This window comes from Laceyella sacchari, from assembly GCF_004343255.1.
Taxonomy (GTDB): domain Bacteria; phylum Bacillota; class Bacilli; order Thermoactinomycetales; family Thermoactinomycetaceae; genus Laceyella; species Laceyella sacchari.
In genome coordinates, this window is record NZ_SMDD01000001.1 from 127,485 (window position 1) to 142,469 (window position 14,985).

The window sequence follows — 14,985 nt, forward strand, 5'->3', positions numbered from 1 at the left end:
AGAGAAACGTGAGCAATAAAAACATGCATATCCTTCTTTCCATCCTAGTTGTGGTAGGAATGATATTTGCTTATGTGTATGAAGGAAATAAGTATAACCCCAAGGTGTTTGAACAAACGATCCCCACTCAAAAAAATTATAAGTATGGTGTCGCCGCTGCCCATCCGGAAGCGGTAAATGTGGGGATGAAAGTGCTGGAACAAGGGGGGCAACGCCGTTGATGCTGCGATCGCCGTCGGCTACGCGTTGGGCGTGGTGGAACCGTTTGGTTCTGGTATCGGAGGGGGCGGTACGATGTTGATTCATCCGTACAGCAAGAAACAGAAGCCAATCGTGATCGATTACCGGGAAACTGCCCCGTACACCGGGTTGATTCCTGCCAACGGTGTAGGCGTGCCCGGGTTTGTCAAAGGGATGGAACTGGCGCACAAAGAATATGGGTCGATACCGATGGATCGCTTGATCCAGCCTTCCGTCGAACTGGCAGAACGCGGGTTTGAGGTGACGGCGTTGTTAAGCGGTCGGTTGCGGGATGCCCAATTTCGCATGAATGTGAAGCAGTTGCCCCACTTTTATCCGGATGGCAAACCGATTCAACCTAAGCAATTGTTGCAACAAAAAGAGTTAGCTGCGACATTAAAAGCGATTCAAACCAACGGTGCCAATGCTTTTTACAGTGGCATTATCGCCAAGGATATTGAACTCGCGTCGAAGGGTGTCAAGGCAAGTGACTTAAAACGTTACCAAGCGGCGAAAAAAGAACCGTTAAAAGTGAAGTATAATGGTTTTGAAATGGTGACAACCCCACCGCCGAGCGGAGGGTTGATGTTGGCGGAATCCCTGTTCATCGCCGACCAGATCAATGTCGAAAAGACCAAAGACCTGTCGGCTGATTTTATCCATTTGCTCGGAGAAACGGAAAAGCGTGTACAAGGGGCGCGCATGAGAAACATTGGTGATCCCAATTTTATCAATGTCCCGGTGGAAGATATGTTGAGCAAAGATTATATTAAACGCTTGTCCGCCGACATCAACAATGAACGCATCTCCCTCCAATACAAACAAGTGGTCGATTCGATGGCTGATAAAGAGGATCATGACAACACGACCCATTTTGTGGTTGTTGATAAAAAAGGGATGATGGTCTCGGTTACCAACACGCTCAGTAACTTCTTCGGTTCGGGTATTTATGTGGACGGATTTTTCCTTAACAACCAGCTGAAAAACTTCAGTATCCTGTCAGGTTCGCCCAACCGGGCCCAATTGGGCAAAAAGCCGATCAGTTATACGGCGCCGACCATCTTCACCAAGAACGATCGGCCAGTGCTTGGGATCGGTAGTGCCGGGGGGAGAAGAATCACACCGGTATTGACGGAAGTAATTTTGCGGCTGTTAGAGTATGATATGCCGATGCAAACGGCAATCAACCAACCGCGTTTCATCGTTGAAGGAAATGTCATCTATGTGGAGAGAGCCTTGCCGCCGGAAGTAGAGACGGAATTGAAACGAAAAGGGTATACGATCGTGCTGAAACCGGCTAACTTGTTCTACGGCGGCGTGCAGGGGATTCGGGTGAACCGGAGCCAAAACACGATCGAAGGAGGATTTGATAGCCGGCGTGATGGAGCGTTCCGCTTCTCAGACTAATGGAATTTTTGTGGAGGCATGACGGAAGATGAAACGGTTAATCAGCATTCTCACCCCATTTCTTGTGATTGGGTTCATCATGTACATTTTGATTGATTTTCGGCGGGTCGAGGTGCTAAGTGCAGAAGAGAAACAGGCGATTGATCGCTATCGCCAAGAGTTGGTTAAAGGAACGCTACTTAACAATAATAAAAAAGATGGGGTTTTTTTAAAGCAAGATTTCGACCAAATCGCTACATCGCTTGAATTGCTACATGAGCACTCCCATTATTATGTCTTCGGTCCAGCATGGGGGGAAAGATTGGCTAACCCCGCTCGTGAATTCAACAAGATCCAAGCGATTCTCAACAAGCCTATGTATAAAGGGGACATCGCGCACCAAGCATTTTTACAATCATTGCAGGCTGATCTGGCAGAGTCGCGCAAGCAGATTAACAAGCGATTGGGGCACGATATCTTGGATGACTTGGCGACGCTGGTGTTTACAAACGAGATTACCGAAGAACGGCAATGGAGTAATGCGAAGACCATTCAGGTGATGAAAGATCTCGGCGTGAAACTGATTAAGGAAGACGCGAAGGCTGGCGTGACCCCTCCTGGTCAACAGCCTGCCAACGCGCCGGCTGGCACACAACCGAACCAGCCGTAATAAGAAGCTCTCGGGTACTTGGTGCTCGGGAGCTTCTTGTCATTTGCCCTATCTAGCGGGGTTGTTGGGAAAGTGAAGGAAGACGTGTATAATGTTTTATATGTAGTGAAGCATATTATTGGAGTGAAGATAGATGATTCCTTTGGTGGAGTTTTGTATAAACAACCTTACGCCGGAAGTGCTTGAAGTAAAGAATAAATTGGAGCAAGACCCCGGCATCGATGTGCTGGAGTATGGTTGTTTGGGGAATTGTGGCATTTGTGCCCAAGGGCCTTATGCCTTGGTGAACGGAGAAGTGGTTGCGGCTGGGACGGGGGATGACCTGTACCGCAAGATCAAAGAAGCCATCGATGAGATGGAAGTACGTTATTAAACGCGAAAACGTAAAAAGGGTACGGAGTTTAAATGCTCCGTACCCTTTTTGCATCATTCATAGACTTTGATTTCATTGTAGAACGTATCGCGTTCCACGGCAGTGCGATTAGCTCCTTGGATCAGCCAGACGAGTTCATCACGGGTGAGCGCTTGTTGTGTCAGTGCCCCTGCTGCATGGCTGATGCGTTCTTCCACCAGCGTGCCGTGCAAATCAGAAGAGCCAAAATGCATTGACAGCTGAGCCAATTGGGTACCGATGTTGATGAAGTACGCTTTGATATGCGGGAAGTTGTCCAGCATCAGACGGCTGATGGCGATGGTGCGCATGTCGTCCATGGCGGAAGTGCGACGCTTGATCGAGGCGTTGACACTGCGCGGTTGCATGGCGAGCGGAATAAAGACCATAAATCCACCGGTCTGATCTTGCAGTTCGCGGACACGCAACATGTGAATCAGGCGTTCCTCCAAGGTTTCAATCGAGCCGTACAGCATCGTGGCATGGGTTTTCAACCCCAAGCGGTGGGCGATACCGTGAATTTCCAGCCATTGGTCGGTGCTGGCTTTATCCGGGCTCATTTTGAGCCGATAGCGCTCAGTCAAGATTTCGGCGCCGCCTCCCGGCATGGTGTCCAAACCGGCATCGATCAGCTCTTTGAGAACATCTTCGTAAGAACGGCCGGTCAGACGTGAGAAAAACTCAATTTCGGCAGAGGTGTACGCTTTGATGGTGACATGAGGATAATGTTTCTTCAAAATGGAGATGGTCTCCAAGTAATAGTCAAACGGAACGGTGTGATTGTGACCGCCGACAATATGGAATTCGCGAATTCCTTGTGTGTAACGGGTGCCTACATATTCCAAGATTTCATCAGCAGACATGGTGTAAGCGCCCTCAGCGCCGGGATCGCGCCGAAAGCCGCAAAATGCACATTTGGCTTCGCAGACATTGGTTGGGTTGATGTACATATTTTGAATGAAGTACACTTTGTCGCCATTCCGTTTTAAATTCACTTCATTAGCCAATTGGCCGATGGTGAGCAAATCGGGTGATTGGTACAGTGTCAACCCGTCTTCAAGGGTCAGGCGTTCTCCATGCTGTACCTTTTCCACGATAGGAATCAAGTTTTTGTCCGTAGGGGTGATCGTGAGTGACATGCAATGTCCTCCTTCCAAAACCGCTTCTTTTTGGATTTAAGCTTTTATTGTCCCATTCAATCAGGATGATTCCACCTTATCATATCGACATATGGAAGGCATGCTGCTTTTGCGATCTATGCGACTTTTTTGCACGGGCGCCTGTCTTAGCGTGTGTCATGAGCCGAAATGCAACTGAAATGGGCAACCCTCAACTGTGAAAAATTGCACATGAATGCGTAAAGCTTTACATGCGCTTGGCAACTCCCGTCCTCTTTATTTCGATTGCCTAAATAATTGGTTGCAATTTCCCCTATCCATTCTAACACAAAGACTGAGTGCTGAAAATAAGCGGAAAAAATCGGGGGTCATGTCGAAATGCTTGTCGGGCATGCCGACTGGTGGATAGAAGCAGAAGCAAGAAATGGGTGCGCATGCCTCTGACTGCGAACAAAGAGCGAATAAATGTTGACATTTTTTTACAAATTGGTAAAAATGCCGTTTTGCCCTGTCGGTCTCCTTGACAACATGTTGTCTAAATGGTAAGTTTAATCAAACAATTTGTAAAATGAACATCTAATGTTCTGCTTTTTGTCAGTTCCTACAAAGAGAAAATGTTTTTTCGAGGTTAGAGAGGGTTGGGTCAGATTAAGGGGAGGAGGGCTTAGCGTGGAGTTTTGTGGTTCGCTCGCTGAGCGCATGGAATGTGTCCGTAAGCGGATGGAAAAGGCTGCGCTAGACTTGGGATTGGGACATCCGCAGGTGTATCAACTCAGTCAAGAATTGGATCACCTGCACAATATGTGGGAAAAGTCGTGTTCTGGTCGAAAAAGGGAGAATGTGTACCATATTCGGTCAAGTATGGTGCAATCCAAAGAAGCGAACGAGCATATAAGATATAAGGTCATGTAGCGAGTCGCTCGGTTGTGTGTCGGGGTGATTCCTTAGTATACTGGTATCAGAAGGAGGGGACACCCGATGATTACGTTGACTGAGCAAGCCGCTTTCAAAGTAAAAGAAATGATGCAAGATCAAGAGAACCCTGAAGCCCTGTTTCTGCGCGTAAGTGTGCAACATGGCGGATGTAGCGGATTTTCTTACGGGCTGGGGTTTGATGAAGATAAACAAGACGGTGATGCGTTGCTGGAACAGCATGGGGTGCGTATACTGGTCGACAAAGACAGCCAACCCTTGCTGAAGGGCACCGTGATTGATTACAAAGAATCCATGATCGGAGGCGGGTTTAGCATTGACAATCCCAATGCTATCGCCACCTGTGGCTGCGGCTCTTCATTCCGTACTGCGACCGATGCAGGTAAACCGAGTGATTGCTGACGGCAGTTGTGAGGATCGCATAAGAATAACGCTGTAACCATGGGCTCGCCCCCATCTGCTTCGCCAAGCTGCGACGCGGTGGGGGCGGGCTTCATTCATGTATAAAGCCAGCTTTACTGCATACAGGGTTGTTTTCCTTGAAAGCAGGTGTCATGGCGCGGTCACTTTTTGCGGGTAAAACGACCGCTTTTCGCTGGTATCATGGTGGATATCACTTTGCAAAAAGGGGAGAGAAGGATGCGACTGTTTGAGCGGTTTGGCAAACAGAGCAGAGATGCGGTGGATGAGCTGCAAGAGGTCTACGAGGAAATGGTACAGTTACATAACCGGCTGGAAGCTTGTGAACGCGAATGGGCTCGGTTACGGGATGTGGATGAACAGTTGCGGGAAGCTGAGTTTGTAAGGCATTCGGCCAAAGCGGTTTCTGACAAACTGAATGAAGTCTATCGGGATGTGCAATTGATCAGTGAAGCGATCCGGACAGATGACAGGGAAACAAGACGGTTTGTCGTGCAACAAGTTCACCAAATGGAATCGCTGGCCAATCAGACGATTGCTGAATCAAAGGAAGCTCTGGCAACCGAAGTAGCCGCATTAAAAGAGGAGTTGCAGAAGTGGATCAAGGAGTCGCAAGCTGAATGGTGGGCGGGGGTGGAAGCGGAATGGCAAGAACGCATGAGCCGCCTGGAAGAAAAACAGAGCCAACTCGAGTCGACGATGCAATCGTTGCAAGATCAACTTTGCGAGCAACAGAAAAAGGAACAAGCGCTGGACGATGTGGTTACGAAGTTTGCGCAAAAAGAAGCGGACTGGGAAAAGAGGTTGAAGCGAAGAGGGCGCTTGGTCATGATTGCCATACTGGTGTGCTTTGCCCTATCGGTATGGTCACTGTATACGTCGTTAATGGTCTAAAGGTGGAGTAAAGCCCACGGCGGTGATCATGGTAATGTTCCGCCGTTTTTTTATTTGCTTCACTCTTTCGTGTGTGTCACTTGATGCCAGGCATGGCTAGTACTTCTGTTCTTGAATAAGTTGCACTCCTTCATAACCGCAATGTCGGCAAGTGGCATAGTGTGGGCATTGATGAGTGCGGGCATCGATGAGCCCATCGGTCAGTTTGGCATCGTCAATGGGACGATATGGGCTGTAATCCCCAAATAGATCCATGTAACGGCCGTTGTCCACTAGTGGTTGCCCACAGGTGGGGCATGAGGCGGCAAAAGGGCTGAAGCCGTTGCAAACGGGACAAGACAATGTCGACTTGGGCTGCATGGTCATCCTCCTTTGCCATTTAATTTGCCTCCAGGTGGGGAAAACATGCAACGTGTGGAAAACGGGCGAGACGGGCTCATGACAAAGTCAAGTGTTTTCGGAAAGAATCGATGCGGATTTACTTCCCTTATCCCGAACAAGGAACATTACGCACGAAAGTCGTTTTTGACAGTGATCAAGCTTAAAACTCCCGCTGGCGCGGGAGTTTTGTCATAATTTCAAGTTGGAGCTGTGGCCGGGTTGCAGTCTTGCTTCGGGGTCTAAGTATTGTTTGGCGTTGTTTACGGCAGTGGGCGCTTCACCAAAGCCCACGGCGATCAATTTCACTTTGCCAGGATAGGTGGCGATGTCACCGGCGGCATAGATGCCTGGGATGTTGGTCTCCATGCGGGAGTTGACTTTGATGGCACCGTTTTCGATTTCCAAGCCCCACTGTGCAATCGGCCCAAGGGAAGAGACAAATCCGTAGCTTACGATTAACGCATCGGTCTCCAATGTTTCGGTCACCCCGCTCTTTTTGTCGACCAGAGTGACGCGCTCAATGCGGTCATCCCCGTGCAGGGCTTCGATTTCACGTGGGGTGATGACACGGATGCTGGAGTTTTTCATCTGTTCCACACTGTGCTCGTGGGCGCGGAATTTGTCACGGCGATGCACCACGGTGACACTGTTGGCGATTGGTTCCAACATGAGGGCCCAATCTACCGCGGAATCACCACCCCCTGCGATCAAGACGTTTTTACCGGCAAATTGTTGCTTGTCTTTGACAAAATAGAAGAGGTTAGCGTTTTCAAAGCGTTCGGACCCGGCTAACCCCAGTTTGCGGGGCTCAAAAGCGCCGCATCCCGCGGTGATGATCACAGACTTGGCGCGGTGAATTTGTTTGTGCGTGACAATCTCAAACAAGCGCTCTTCTTTTTTGTTCACTTCCAACACTTTCTCATCCAAGCAATAAATAGGATTGAAGTGTTTGGCCTGCTCAACCAGATTGTTGACCAATTCTTGGGCCGTCACGCGGGGAAAGCCTGCTACGTCATAAATGTATTTTTCAGGATATAGTGCGGATAGTTGGCCGCCCACCTGGGGCATGCTCTCAATTACTTTGACCGAAGCTTGGCGCATTCCGGCGTAAAACGCTGCAAACAAACCCGCGGGACCTGCTCCGATAATGGCGATATCAGTCACCTGCGCATCCATGTGTGGTTGTGTCATGTGAACACCTCCGCAATATTCTTAATATGGCAATTAAATCTCTATGCATTTTCTATATATAATACCTTAAACCAAAAGAAGGGGACTATACGAATTGATAAAAAATTACCAAGCCAGATACACAGAGGATAATGGTGAGGGATGTGTGACAGAATGAAAACAAAAAGCTCTTGCCAAAAGAACGTGAAAATCATATCATAAACAATGGCATGATTCAATAAGGACGATAAGGTAAGACTTCCCCAGTTTGTGAGGAATTAATCATAACAAGTAGATGGATGTGATCAATGATGAGTGTACCTAAAATTGTTATTCTGGGTGCAGGCTATGGCGGTCTCATGACAGCAAAAGGCTTGGCGAAAGAATTGAAAAGCAACGAAGCAGAGATCACGTTGGTGAACCAAAACTCTTACCATTATGTGACGACGGAGCTTCATAAGCCGGCAGCCGGTACTTCCCATCATGACCATGCGCGTCTTTCGATTCCATCCGTGATCAATACGAAACGGATTAACTTTATTCAAGACCGCGTGACGGCGATCAAGTTGGAAGAGAAGGAAGTCCAATTGGAAAGCAACGAGCCGCTCAAATACGATTATTTGGTCGTGGGCTTGGGAAGCGCGCCGGAGACTTTCGGTATCAAAGGTCTGATGGAGAACGCATTCTTCATCCGCAACATTGCCAGCGTGCGCGCAATCCGCGAGCATATGGAATATATGTTTGCGCGGTATGCGCTCGAGAAGAAGGAAGAGTTGATCACCATCGTGGTGGGTGGCGCTGGCTTCACAGGGATCGAGTATGTGGGAGAATTGGTTGACCGGATGCCTGAACTGTGCCGTGAATACGACATCCCGTTGGAGAAAGTTCGGATTGTCAACGTGGAAGCTGCGCCGACCGTGTTGCCTGGATTTGACAAAGAGCTGGTTGAATATGCAGTGAAATACTTAGAAAGCAAAGGCGTCGAATTCTTGATCAGCACCCCGATCGAAGAATGCACCGAAGAGGGTGTCATTTTGAAGGGTGGACAAGAGATCAAAGCGGCCACTGTGGTGTGGACCGGAGGGGTGCGCGGCAACAAATTAGTTGAGGAATCGGGTATCGAGACCATGCGTGGCCGCGTCAAAGTAGACGAATACCTGCGCGCGCCGGGTTATGACAATGTCTTCATCATTGGGGACAGCTCTTTGGTGTTCAATGAAGAAGAGCGCCCATACCCACCGACAGCGCAAATCTCTACCCAACAAGGACAGTACTTGGGCAAAAACTTGGCTGTGAAGTTGCGTGGCGGAGAAATGAAGCCATTCAAATATATGCCAAAAGGTACCGTTGCTTCTCTCGGCCGCAAAGAAGCGATTGGTGTGGTTGGCAACAAGAAATTGATGGGTGGATCAGCAGCATTCATGAAAAAGATGATCGATTTGCGTTGGTTTTATCTTTTGGGTGGTTTGTCATTGGTATTGCGCAAAGGAAAGCTGTAATCAGTCACCGGCCCTTCAACTGGAAGGGTCGGTTTCTTTTTGGTTTGATGATGTATTTATTTGAAAAAAAGAGAAACTACTTATTGTTATCGCTTACATCCATGTTTTTAAGAGGATACCAAATCATTTGCGTGTTTATTTATTTATTAATATCATATATAATATTCGGAAAATAGAGTAAAAAAGGGGGATGAATCATGCTGAGATCGACTAAAAGCAGAAAAGACACGTGCAAATACTGTGAGGGAAACGGTTATGTCACCTTGCTCCTGGGTGGTTCGGAGACGTGTTATGCCTGCAAAGGGAGCGGGAATAAAAAATCGCGTTAACATATAATATACAGAAATTTCACAATCTTATATAAATTATGCCCAGTCCCGTAGCCCGGGACTTTTTGCTTTATAGTGTGTTTAGCGCATCCATAATGTCTGCATGGTTAATACAGGTAAACATGGGCACGTCACGCAATGTGTAACGGCTTGCTTCGGTTTCGCGCAATTCCTGCACGAGGTTTAAGAAGTCTTTGGCGTCATCCGTTTCAAACGCGACCACAAACTCTTGGTCGTCAATGCCGAAGCTGTAAGTGGTATTCAACTTGACGGTTGGATATTTGCTTCCCACTTGGATATGCTCGTCCATCATCCCTTGACGTGCAGGGAAGGAGAGTTGGTACCAATCGCGCGTTTTGACAAAAGGATAGATGAACAGATATTTGCTCCGACCCGGAATAATGTGGGTGCGGGGATTTTGATGTTCAGGGTCCATTTTGTCCACGTATACGCTACGTTTCGTCATGGAGAGGTAAGAATATGTGATAGTTAGGTATTTACCCAAGCCGGTTCGCATAAGTTGGCTGGTCATTTCTTGGAACGTTTCCAATTCGTTGGCGATCCGCCAGAGCATGATTTCGGCATCAGCGCGAATTCCTACCAACGAATAGGACAGAACAAACATGCCTGGTTTGTTTTGGAACTCTTTCACAACCGCGGCAAACTCTTCTTTGCCTTTTTGTTGTTCTGCGTCGCTGAGGCGGCGCCATGCCGGATCTACTTTGAAGAATGTAAAGTTGACGAATTGGGTTGGGAGATTTGGGCGTTTCGGCGCTTCTTCACCGGTTTGTGCCCCTGGTCTTCCTGAGAAGGAAGGTCTGCCTTGTGGACGCATAATGAAAGTCCTCCTTTTACTTTATCCAACCCCTATTGTAGCGAAAGAGGAGAGAAAGAAGCAAACGGCTTCAACAAATCGCCATCATTTCCCGGCCGCATTTGACCAAATGGGTTATTTTCAGTACAATGAGTGAGGATTTTTAATGATGACGGAGGCGGTCAACTTGTATCTCGCCCAGTTGATTATTTCCATTCCACTGCTCTTTGTGCTGTTTTTTGGAATTGGATTTATCTTAAACATGATCCTAAAAACCACATGGCTTCCACTGATCATCTTTTTCGGAGTCGCCTTTTATGTGGGTAAAGATGTCAACCAAATATTTACAGTGGTCAACGCGGTTCTCTTTTTCTCGGGTTTGGCGGGCGCGATCGGTGGTATATGGACGATCAAGACGTTGCGCCAAAAAGGGTATCGCATGTTTTGATCTGGTGCGCGAAGTGATCCGGAACCCAAGGTTTCGGATTTTTTTTGTGCTTTGGCCGCTCATGGGCGAAGCCGTGAGTCCTGATACGGGTCTCCTTCTTCAGGCGCGCGAAAGCGATCAGGGTAAAGCAGGTGTGCCACTTGTTTGACGCCGAGCAATAGACGCGGAGATGGACGGCAAAACCATCCTTCTTCTAAAATGTGTATGTTGCCCTTTTCGATCAGGGGGGTTCCCTGCCAAGCGGGACGGGAGGTGAAGAAGGCGGGTTTGATTCGTTCTCGCGGCACACCCGTCCATGTGACTAACACATAGTCAGGTTGCCGTGCGGCCACGTCGTCCCAGTCCGTTTGCACGCTTTCGGTGTCGTGATCAGCATAAATATTGGTTGCGCCGACGAGTTGGCAAAGTTCCGTCAGCCAACTTTTTCTGCCAGGAGTAAACACGGGTTTGGGCCACCACTCAAAATAGAGCCGCGGTGGGGTTGTTTGACGTGGAATGGCAGCCTGAATGAGGGATATCTCCTGCAAAAAGCGTTGTTTGGCAACTCGCCCTTGTGAGGGCATACCGAGGGCATCTCCAAGATAGACGAAATCTTCTGCAATATCTTGCAGGGTCTTGGGATTGAGAACCAAGGCGGGAATGCCTGCTTGTTTAAGCTGCGAGATGTTTTTCTCCATTCCCGGTACACTGAGGGAGGCGATGACCAAATCTGGACGCAACGCCTTGACTTTGTCCATGTCTATGTCCAGATCTGGTCCCACCCGGGGCAGATGTTGCCATGTATGCGGCCAGTCGGAAAAGTCGTCCAGGCCGCATACTTCTTCACGCAAGCCCAAGAAGTGAAGCATTTCGGTGTTACTCGGACAGATCGATATGATGCGTTTCATTCCCATGCCTCCTCTTGAGTTGGGCTGTTAATACCAAATGTAATACATCAAAATGGCAACCAGCGTGCCGAACCAGGCGCCAGTGAATACTTCAATTGGTTTGTGGCCCAAAATCTCTTTCAACTTGATTCGGGTTTCCGAGGACGGTTTTTCATTTAGATGGCGAATCTCGCGGAGCAAAAGCGAGAAGTCTTCTGCCAGTTGGTTCAATACTTGAGCGTGCATGCCAGCTTGTCTTCTTACTCCAGTCGCATCATACATGACAATGATGCCAAAGATCGTGGCAATGGCGAATGCAGGTGAGTTCCAGCCTGAGGTCAACCCGATGGAAGTGGCCAAGGAAGTGACGGCGGAGGTGTGGCCGCTGGGCATACCGCCCGAACTATATGACCAATTCCAGTCCCACTGGCGGGTGATGGTGTAATTCCAAGGAACCTTCAGCAGTTGGGCCAGTGTGATGGCGATAAGTGATGTCCAGAGAGGAAAATTGTGTGCCAGTTGTTCCAGCATCGATCGGGGTCACCCTTTCTGAGAAGTGCGGTAAACGAATTCTACGCTTCATCGGCTCATTTTAGTTAATGTGTGTATTCGTTTTTGACGGGGGCATGATCCCCCGGGCCACCGAGGATGGTGGTTGTGTAAGTGGCGGGTTTCCGCCATCTTTTGCTATTTTGTCAGAGATAAACTATTTCATTATATTATATCCTACCCTTTTTTTAAAACGACGGATCCTCTTTTTTGAAGAGGAGATTAGAAGCGGATGGGCGAATCTTTCTTATGCCTTTTTAAACATGGATGGAAGGGGGAGAACTTTGCGGAGGCGGATTTGAATGACTTGTATAGGAGGCAAGCCAATGAATAACTATTTGCCGGGGTTCGCCCGACTGCTTGATCGATGTGAATGTCCCAAATGTGGAAAGAGTTTTGGAGTGTTGCAAGGAAAGTCTGACATCGTTCAATGTCCCACCTGCGGCGAAAGGGGTTCAAAACACCTTTTTTTAACGACAGACAGTCTTTTGTTTGAATTGGCCCTTTCGCGGCAGAAGATGGCCAAAGCGGTGTGGCAAGCAACAAAGGATGCCCGGCCCGACATGTAAAAAAATTTTTTTATAAAAAGGGTTGTCAATCGAGTAAAGCTGTGATATATTTAATTTCGTTGTTACGAGTTGCCGAAGTGGCGGAATTGGCAGACGCGCACGACTCAAAATCGTGTTCCCGCAAGGAGTGTGGGTTCGAGTCCCACCTTCGGCACCATCTTACATACCGAAAACTCACCACATATTCATTGGGATATGTGGTTTTTATTTTTTACAGCGCCTCAAAGCCGTTATCCCATTCGTTCTTGACTTAGCCGTGAACGCGTGTTAGATTGAATTTCATCAACCTGCCGATATCATGCTGGGGTGGCGGAATAGGCAGACGCACAGGACTTAAAATCCTGCGGTGGGTGACCACCGTGTCGGTTCGAGTCCGACCCTCAGCACCAACCAAGCCTTGACCTGTTGCAGGTCAGGGCTTTTGCCATTTTTACGGATCAAAAGGCAAAAACGCCCCGAAACTGTCGAGGCGTTTTTGATGATGTCAAGTGAGTGAGGCGACATAATAGGAAGAACCCGTCATGCGCAACAACTCGTTTTTGTCTGGGCCTTCGTAAATCGAGTCAAGAATATGTTTGAGCACAAGGTAAGCGGACAAGGGCTCAGCGAGGTAATTTTCCATATAGAAACGGCGTGTCTCCGGGCATAAGATGAACGCACGCAAGTCTTCCAATTGCTTTACCCGGTTTTTGATCACTTCCAAAATGTCCGGCCGATCTGCGAACAGCTCGCCTTCGCGCCATGTCAGGGTGATATGGTCAAACAGCCAGCCTTTGACAGTGAATTCTCTTCTATGTTTCATGGCTTCCTCCTTTTTCCCGATTGCTTTAGCGACCTATTATCCTATACGGCGTTAAGGAGGACATTCCTGCTATAGATAACGAAGAAATACTATTGAATCAAGAAATAATATTCGGATAAGTGCGAGGTCAGGGTTTTATGGCGTTTAGGGCGCGAAGGCGGTATACTTATCTTTTTTTGACCACTTGGAACTGATCACCGATCAAGAGCCAGTTTTGGGGGAAGGCAAGACCGAGCCGCCAATAGCTTATGCCACGAAGCCCGAGCTCTTTGACTAAATTGATTTTGGCCTGGATGGAGCGGGCGTCTTCAAACCAGACGGTATGCCGGTTGCCATCATCGTCGACATAATTGAAGTGGGGTGCTTGCGCGACAGGGTCATACTGAATCTCTACGTTTTCCCTGGCGGCGATGGCGATGGCTTGTTGTGGGCTCAAGCCCCTGGCAGGCGGATTGCCTGGGCGATATGGCAAGGTCCAATCATAGCCGTATAGATTTTGACCCAAAGAGATTTTGTTAGCAGGCATTTCGCTTAAAGCGTAATCAACCACCCTGCGAACTTCATTGATGGGGGAAACCGCCATAGGAGGGCCACCACTGTATCCCCATTCGTAGGTCATCAGCACCACAAAGTCGGCAACGCGGCCATGAAAGCGATAATCATGGGCTTCATACCATTGCCCGCGTTGACCTCTGCTGGTCTTGGGAGCGAGTGCCGTCGAAACCGTAAAGCCCAGCGGGCGCAGGCGGTTGACTGCTTTTTCAAGAAAGCGGTTGTATGGCTCGCGATCAGGGGGAGGAAGAAATTCAAAGTCGAAGTGGATGTCACTGTATCCCACGCGGTTAGCTGTTTCGACGATGTTGTCCAATAACCGATCCTGCACATCGGTGTTGTTCATGATGATGTGCCCAATCTCCTCGCTGAATTGATCTTCTTCTTGGTTGCTTATCACCATTGCCAATGCGACGCGGTTGCGGCGGGCGATGGCAGGCAGTTGGTTTGTTTCCGGGGCTTGTAGCGAGCCATCCCGCCGAACGCGGTAACTGGCGACAGAAAGGTAGGTCAGGTATGGAGAGACTTGTTCCGTCTCCCGGCGGAGTGCTTCGCTCAATTGGGTGTCTGGCTCAATGTAAGCGTTTATTTCGGCTGGTCGTTTGGCTGCTGGTGGGATGTAAAGCCGCATACCGATACGCAAAGGGGTTTGCGGGGACAAACGATTGATTTGAGCCAGCCTGAATGGGGGTACACCGAAGCGTCTGCCGATCTTGTAAAGGGTGTCCCCTCGCTGTACCCAATAATATTGCCCTGAAATGGGAATAACCATCGCTTGCCCAGGTACCAGATCTTGCGGATTGGGCAAGCGATTGGCCTGTTCGATCACATCCGCCGAAAGGGAATAAGCTTCGGCGATGCCAGGCAGTGTTTGTCCCCTGGCCACGACATGGATTTGCATGGTGAAAACTCCTTTCGCCGCAAACATTTCTTGTTTCATATGTATGAGACGGC

At 48.7% G+C, this 14,985-nt stretch carries 19 protein-coding genes and 2 tRNA genes; 13 read left to right on the top strand and 8 right to left on the bottom strand.

The genetic code is table 11. The features are described 5' to 3' along the window. Positions 1 to 8 precede the first annotated feature (8 nt). From EDC32_RS00660 to EDC32_RS00675, 4 genes are all read left to right on the top strand, one after another. The gene (locus EDC32_RS00660) at positions 9 to 221 is read left to right on the top strand and encodes a hypothetical protein (RefSeq protein WP_132219616.1); all 213 of its coding nucleotides are present in this window, start codon (positions 9 to 11) and stop codon (positions 219 to 221) included. 34 nt (positions 222 to 255) lie between these two features. Beyond that, positions 256 to 1,647 carry a gamma-glutamyltransferase family protein gene (locus EDC32_RS00665; protein WP_246026864.1) on the top strand — a complete coding sequence of 464 codons (1,392 nt, stop codon included), beginning with the start codon at positions 256 to 258 and terminating at the stop codon, positions 1,645 to 1,647. Between the two features lie 28 nt (positions 1,648 to 1,675). Continuing rightward, on the top strand, positions 1,676 to 2,296 hold the full coding sequence (locus EDC32_RS00670; protein WP_132219618.1) for a hypothetical protein: 621 nt from the start codon (positions 1,676 to 1,678) through the stop codon (positions 2,294 to 2,296). 133 nt (positions 2,297 to 2,429) lie between these two features. Continuing rightward, complete coding sequence (locus EDC32_RS00675; RefSeq protein ID WP_022737814.1) at positions 2,430 to 2,669, top strand: YuzB family protein; 240 nt, start codon at positions 2,430 to 2,432, stop codon at positions 2,667 to 2,669. A gap of 53 nt (positions 2,670 to 2,722) precedes the next feature. Here the strand turns inward: EDC32_RS00675 and mqnE are convergent, their stop codons facing one another. Continuing rightward, entirely contained in the window at positions 2,723 to 3,826 is a 1,104-nt protein-coding gene (mqnE, locus tag EDC32_RS00680) for an aminofutalosine synthase MqnE (RefSeq protein ID WP_132219619.1), read from the bottom strand. A 648-nt stretch (positions 3,827 to 4,474) separates the two neighbouring features. Here mqnE and EDC32_RS00685 point away from each other — a divergent pair. The 3 genes from EDC32_RS00685 (at position 4,475) to EDC32_RS00695 (ending at position 6,052) form a co-directional block, all read left to right on the top strand. Further along, a complete protein-coding gene (locus EDC32_RS00685; protein WP_022737816.1) occupies positions 4,475 to 4,717 on the top strand; it encodes an aspartyl-phosphate phosphatase Spo0E family protein in 243 nt (80 codons plus the stop codon). A gap of 66 nt (positions 4,718 to 4,783) precedes the next feature. Beyond that, the gene (erpA, locus tag EDC32_RS00690; RefSeq protein ID WP_054096454.1) at positions 4,784 to 5,140 is read left to right on the top strand and encodes an iron-sulfur cluster insertion protein ErpA; all 357 of its coding nucleotides are present in this window, start codon (positions 4,784 to 4,786) and stop codon (positions 5,138 to 5,140) included. A 237-nt stretch (positions 5,141 to 5,377) separates the two neighbouring features. Beyond that, positions 5,378 to 6,052 (top strand): hypothetical protein, encoded by a 675-nt coding sequence (locus tag EDC32_RS00695; RefSeq protein WP_132219620.1) that lies wholly within the window; start codon positions 5,378 to 5,380, stop codon positions 6,050 to 6,052. A gap of 96 nt (positions 6,053 to 6,148) precedes the next feature. On the opposite strand, the gene EDC32_RS00700 is transcribed toward EDC32_RS00695, so the two are convergent. Continuing rightward, the gene (locus EDC32_RS00700; RefSeq protein WP_132219621.1) at positions 6,149 to 6,412 is read right to left on the bottom strand and encodes a hypothetical protein; all 264 of its coding nucleotides are present in this window, start codon (positions 6,410 to 6,412) and stop codon (positions 6,149 to 6,151) included. A gap of 210 nt (positions 6,413 to 6,622) precedes the next feature. Then, positions 6,623 to 7,609 (bottom strand): NAD(P)/FAD-dependent oxidoreductase, encoded by a 987-nt coding sequence (locus EDC32_RS00705; RefSeq protein WP_132220861.1) that lies wholly within the window; start codon positions 7,607 to 7,609, stop codon positions 6,623 to 6,625. A gap of 305 nt (positions 7,610 to 7,914) precedes the next feature. Here EDC32_RS00705 and EDC32_RS00710 point away from each other — a divergent pair, with 305 nt between their 5' ends. Then, entirely contained in the window at positions 7,915 to 9,102 is a 1,188-nt protein-coding gene (locus tag EDC32_RS00710; RefSeq protein ID WP_029072035.1) for an NAD(P)/FAD-dependent oxidoreductase, read from the top strand. 197 nt (positions 9,103 to 9,299) lie between these two features. Beyond that, a complete protein-coding gene (locus EDC32_RS16175; protein WP_158283162.1) occupies positions 9,300 to 9,431 on the top strand; it encodes a YuiA family protein in 132 nt (43 codons plus the stop codon). 70 nt (positions 9,432 to 9,501) lie between these two features. On the opposite strand, the gene EDC32_RS00715 is transcribed toward EDC32_RS16175, so the two are convergent. Then, positions 9,502 to 10,266 (bottom strand): chlorite dismutase family protein, encoded by a 765-nt coding sequence (locus EDC32_RS00715; protein ID WP_054096452.1) that lies wholly within the window; start codon positions 10,264 to 10,266, stop codon positions 9,502 to 9,504. Between the two features lie 145 nt (positions 10,267 to 10,411). On the opposite strand from EDC32_RS00715, the gene EDC32_RS00720 reads away from it, so the two are divergent. Continuing rightward, complete coding sequence (locus tag EDC32_RS00720; RefSeq protein WP_022737824.1) at positions 10,412 to 10,693, top strand: YuiB family protein; 282 nt, start codon at positions 10,412 to 10,414, stop codon at positions 10,691 to 10,693. 59 nt (positions 10,694 to 10,752) lie between these two features. On the opposite strand, the gene EDC32_RS00725 is transcribed toward EDC32_RS00720, so the two are convergent. Beyond that, positions 10,753 to 11,580: a cobalamin-binding protein gene (locus EDC32_RS00725; protein WP_132219622.1), complete on the bottom strand. Its 828-nt coding sequence runs from the start codon at positions 11,578 to 11,580 to the stop codon at positions 10,753 to 10,755. 27 nt (positions 11,581 to 11,607) lie between these two features. Further along, positions 11,608 to 12,090, bottom strand: coding sequence for a divergent PAP2 family protein (locus EDC32_RS00730; RefSeq protein WP_022737826.1), 483 nt, complete (start codon positions 12,088 to 12,090; stop codon positions 11,608 to 11,610). Positions 12,091 to 12,434: 344 nt separating this feature from the next. Here EDC32_RS00730 and EDC32_RS00735 point away from each other — a divergent pair, with 344 nt between their 5' ends. The 3 genes from EDC32_RS00735 to EDC32_RS00745 all read left to right on the top strand — a co-directional run bounded on the left by EDC32_RS00735 (position 12,435) and on the right by EDC32_RS00745 (position 13,066). Next, positions 12,435 to 12,677: an FmdB family zinc ribbon protein gene (locus EDC32_RS00735; protein ID WP_132219623.1), complete on the top strand. Its 243-nt coding sequence runs from the start codon at positions 12,435 to 12,437 to the stop codon at positions 12,675 to 12,677. Positions 12,678 to 12,748: 71 nt separating this feature from the next. After that, positions 12,749 to 12,834 (top strand) — tRNA-Leu (locus EDC32_RS00740). 143 nt (positions 12,835 to 12,977) lie between these two features. Next, a tRNA-Leu gene (locus EDC32_RS00745) sits at positions 12,978 to 13,066 on the top strand. A 95-nt stretch (positions 13,067 to 13,161) separates the two neighbouring features. Here the strand turns inward: EDC32_RS00745 and EDC32_RS00750 are convergent. Both EDC32_RS00750 and EDC32_RS00755 read right to left on the bottom strand, forming a co-directional pair. Beyond that, positions 13,162 to 13,479, bottom strand: a complete 318-nt coding sequence (locus EDC32_RS00750) for a hypothetical protein (protein ID WP_022737829.1) — start codon at positions 13,477 to 13,479, stop codon at positions 13,162 to 13,164. Positions 13,480 to 13,645: 166 nt separating this feature from the next. Beyond that, positions 13,646 to 14,932: a glycoside hydrolase family 18 protein gene (locus EDC32_RS00755; RefSeq protein ID WP_132219624.1), complete on the bottom strand. Its 1,287-nt coding sequence runs from the start codon at positions 14,930 to 14,932 to the stop codon at positions 13,646 to 13,648. Positions 14,933 to 14,985 lie beyond the last annotated feature (53 nt).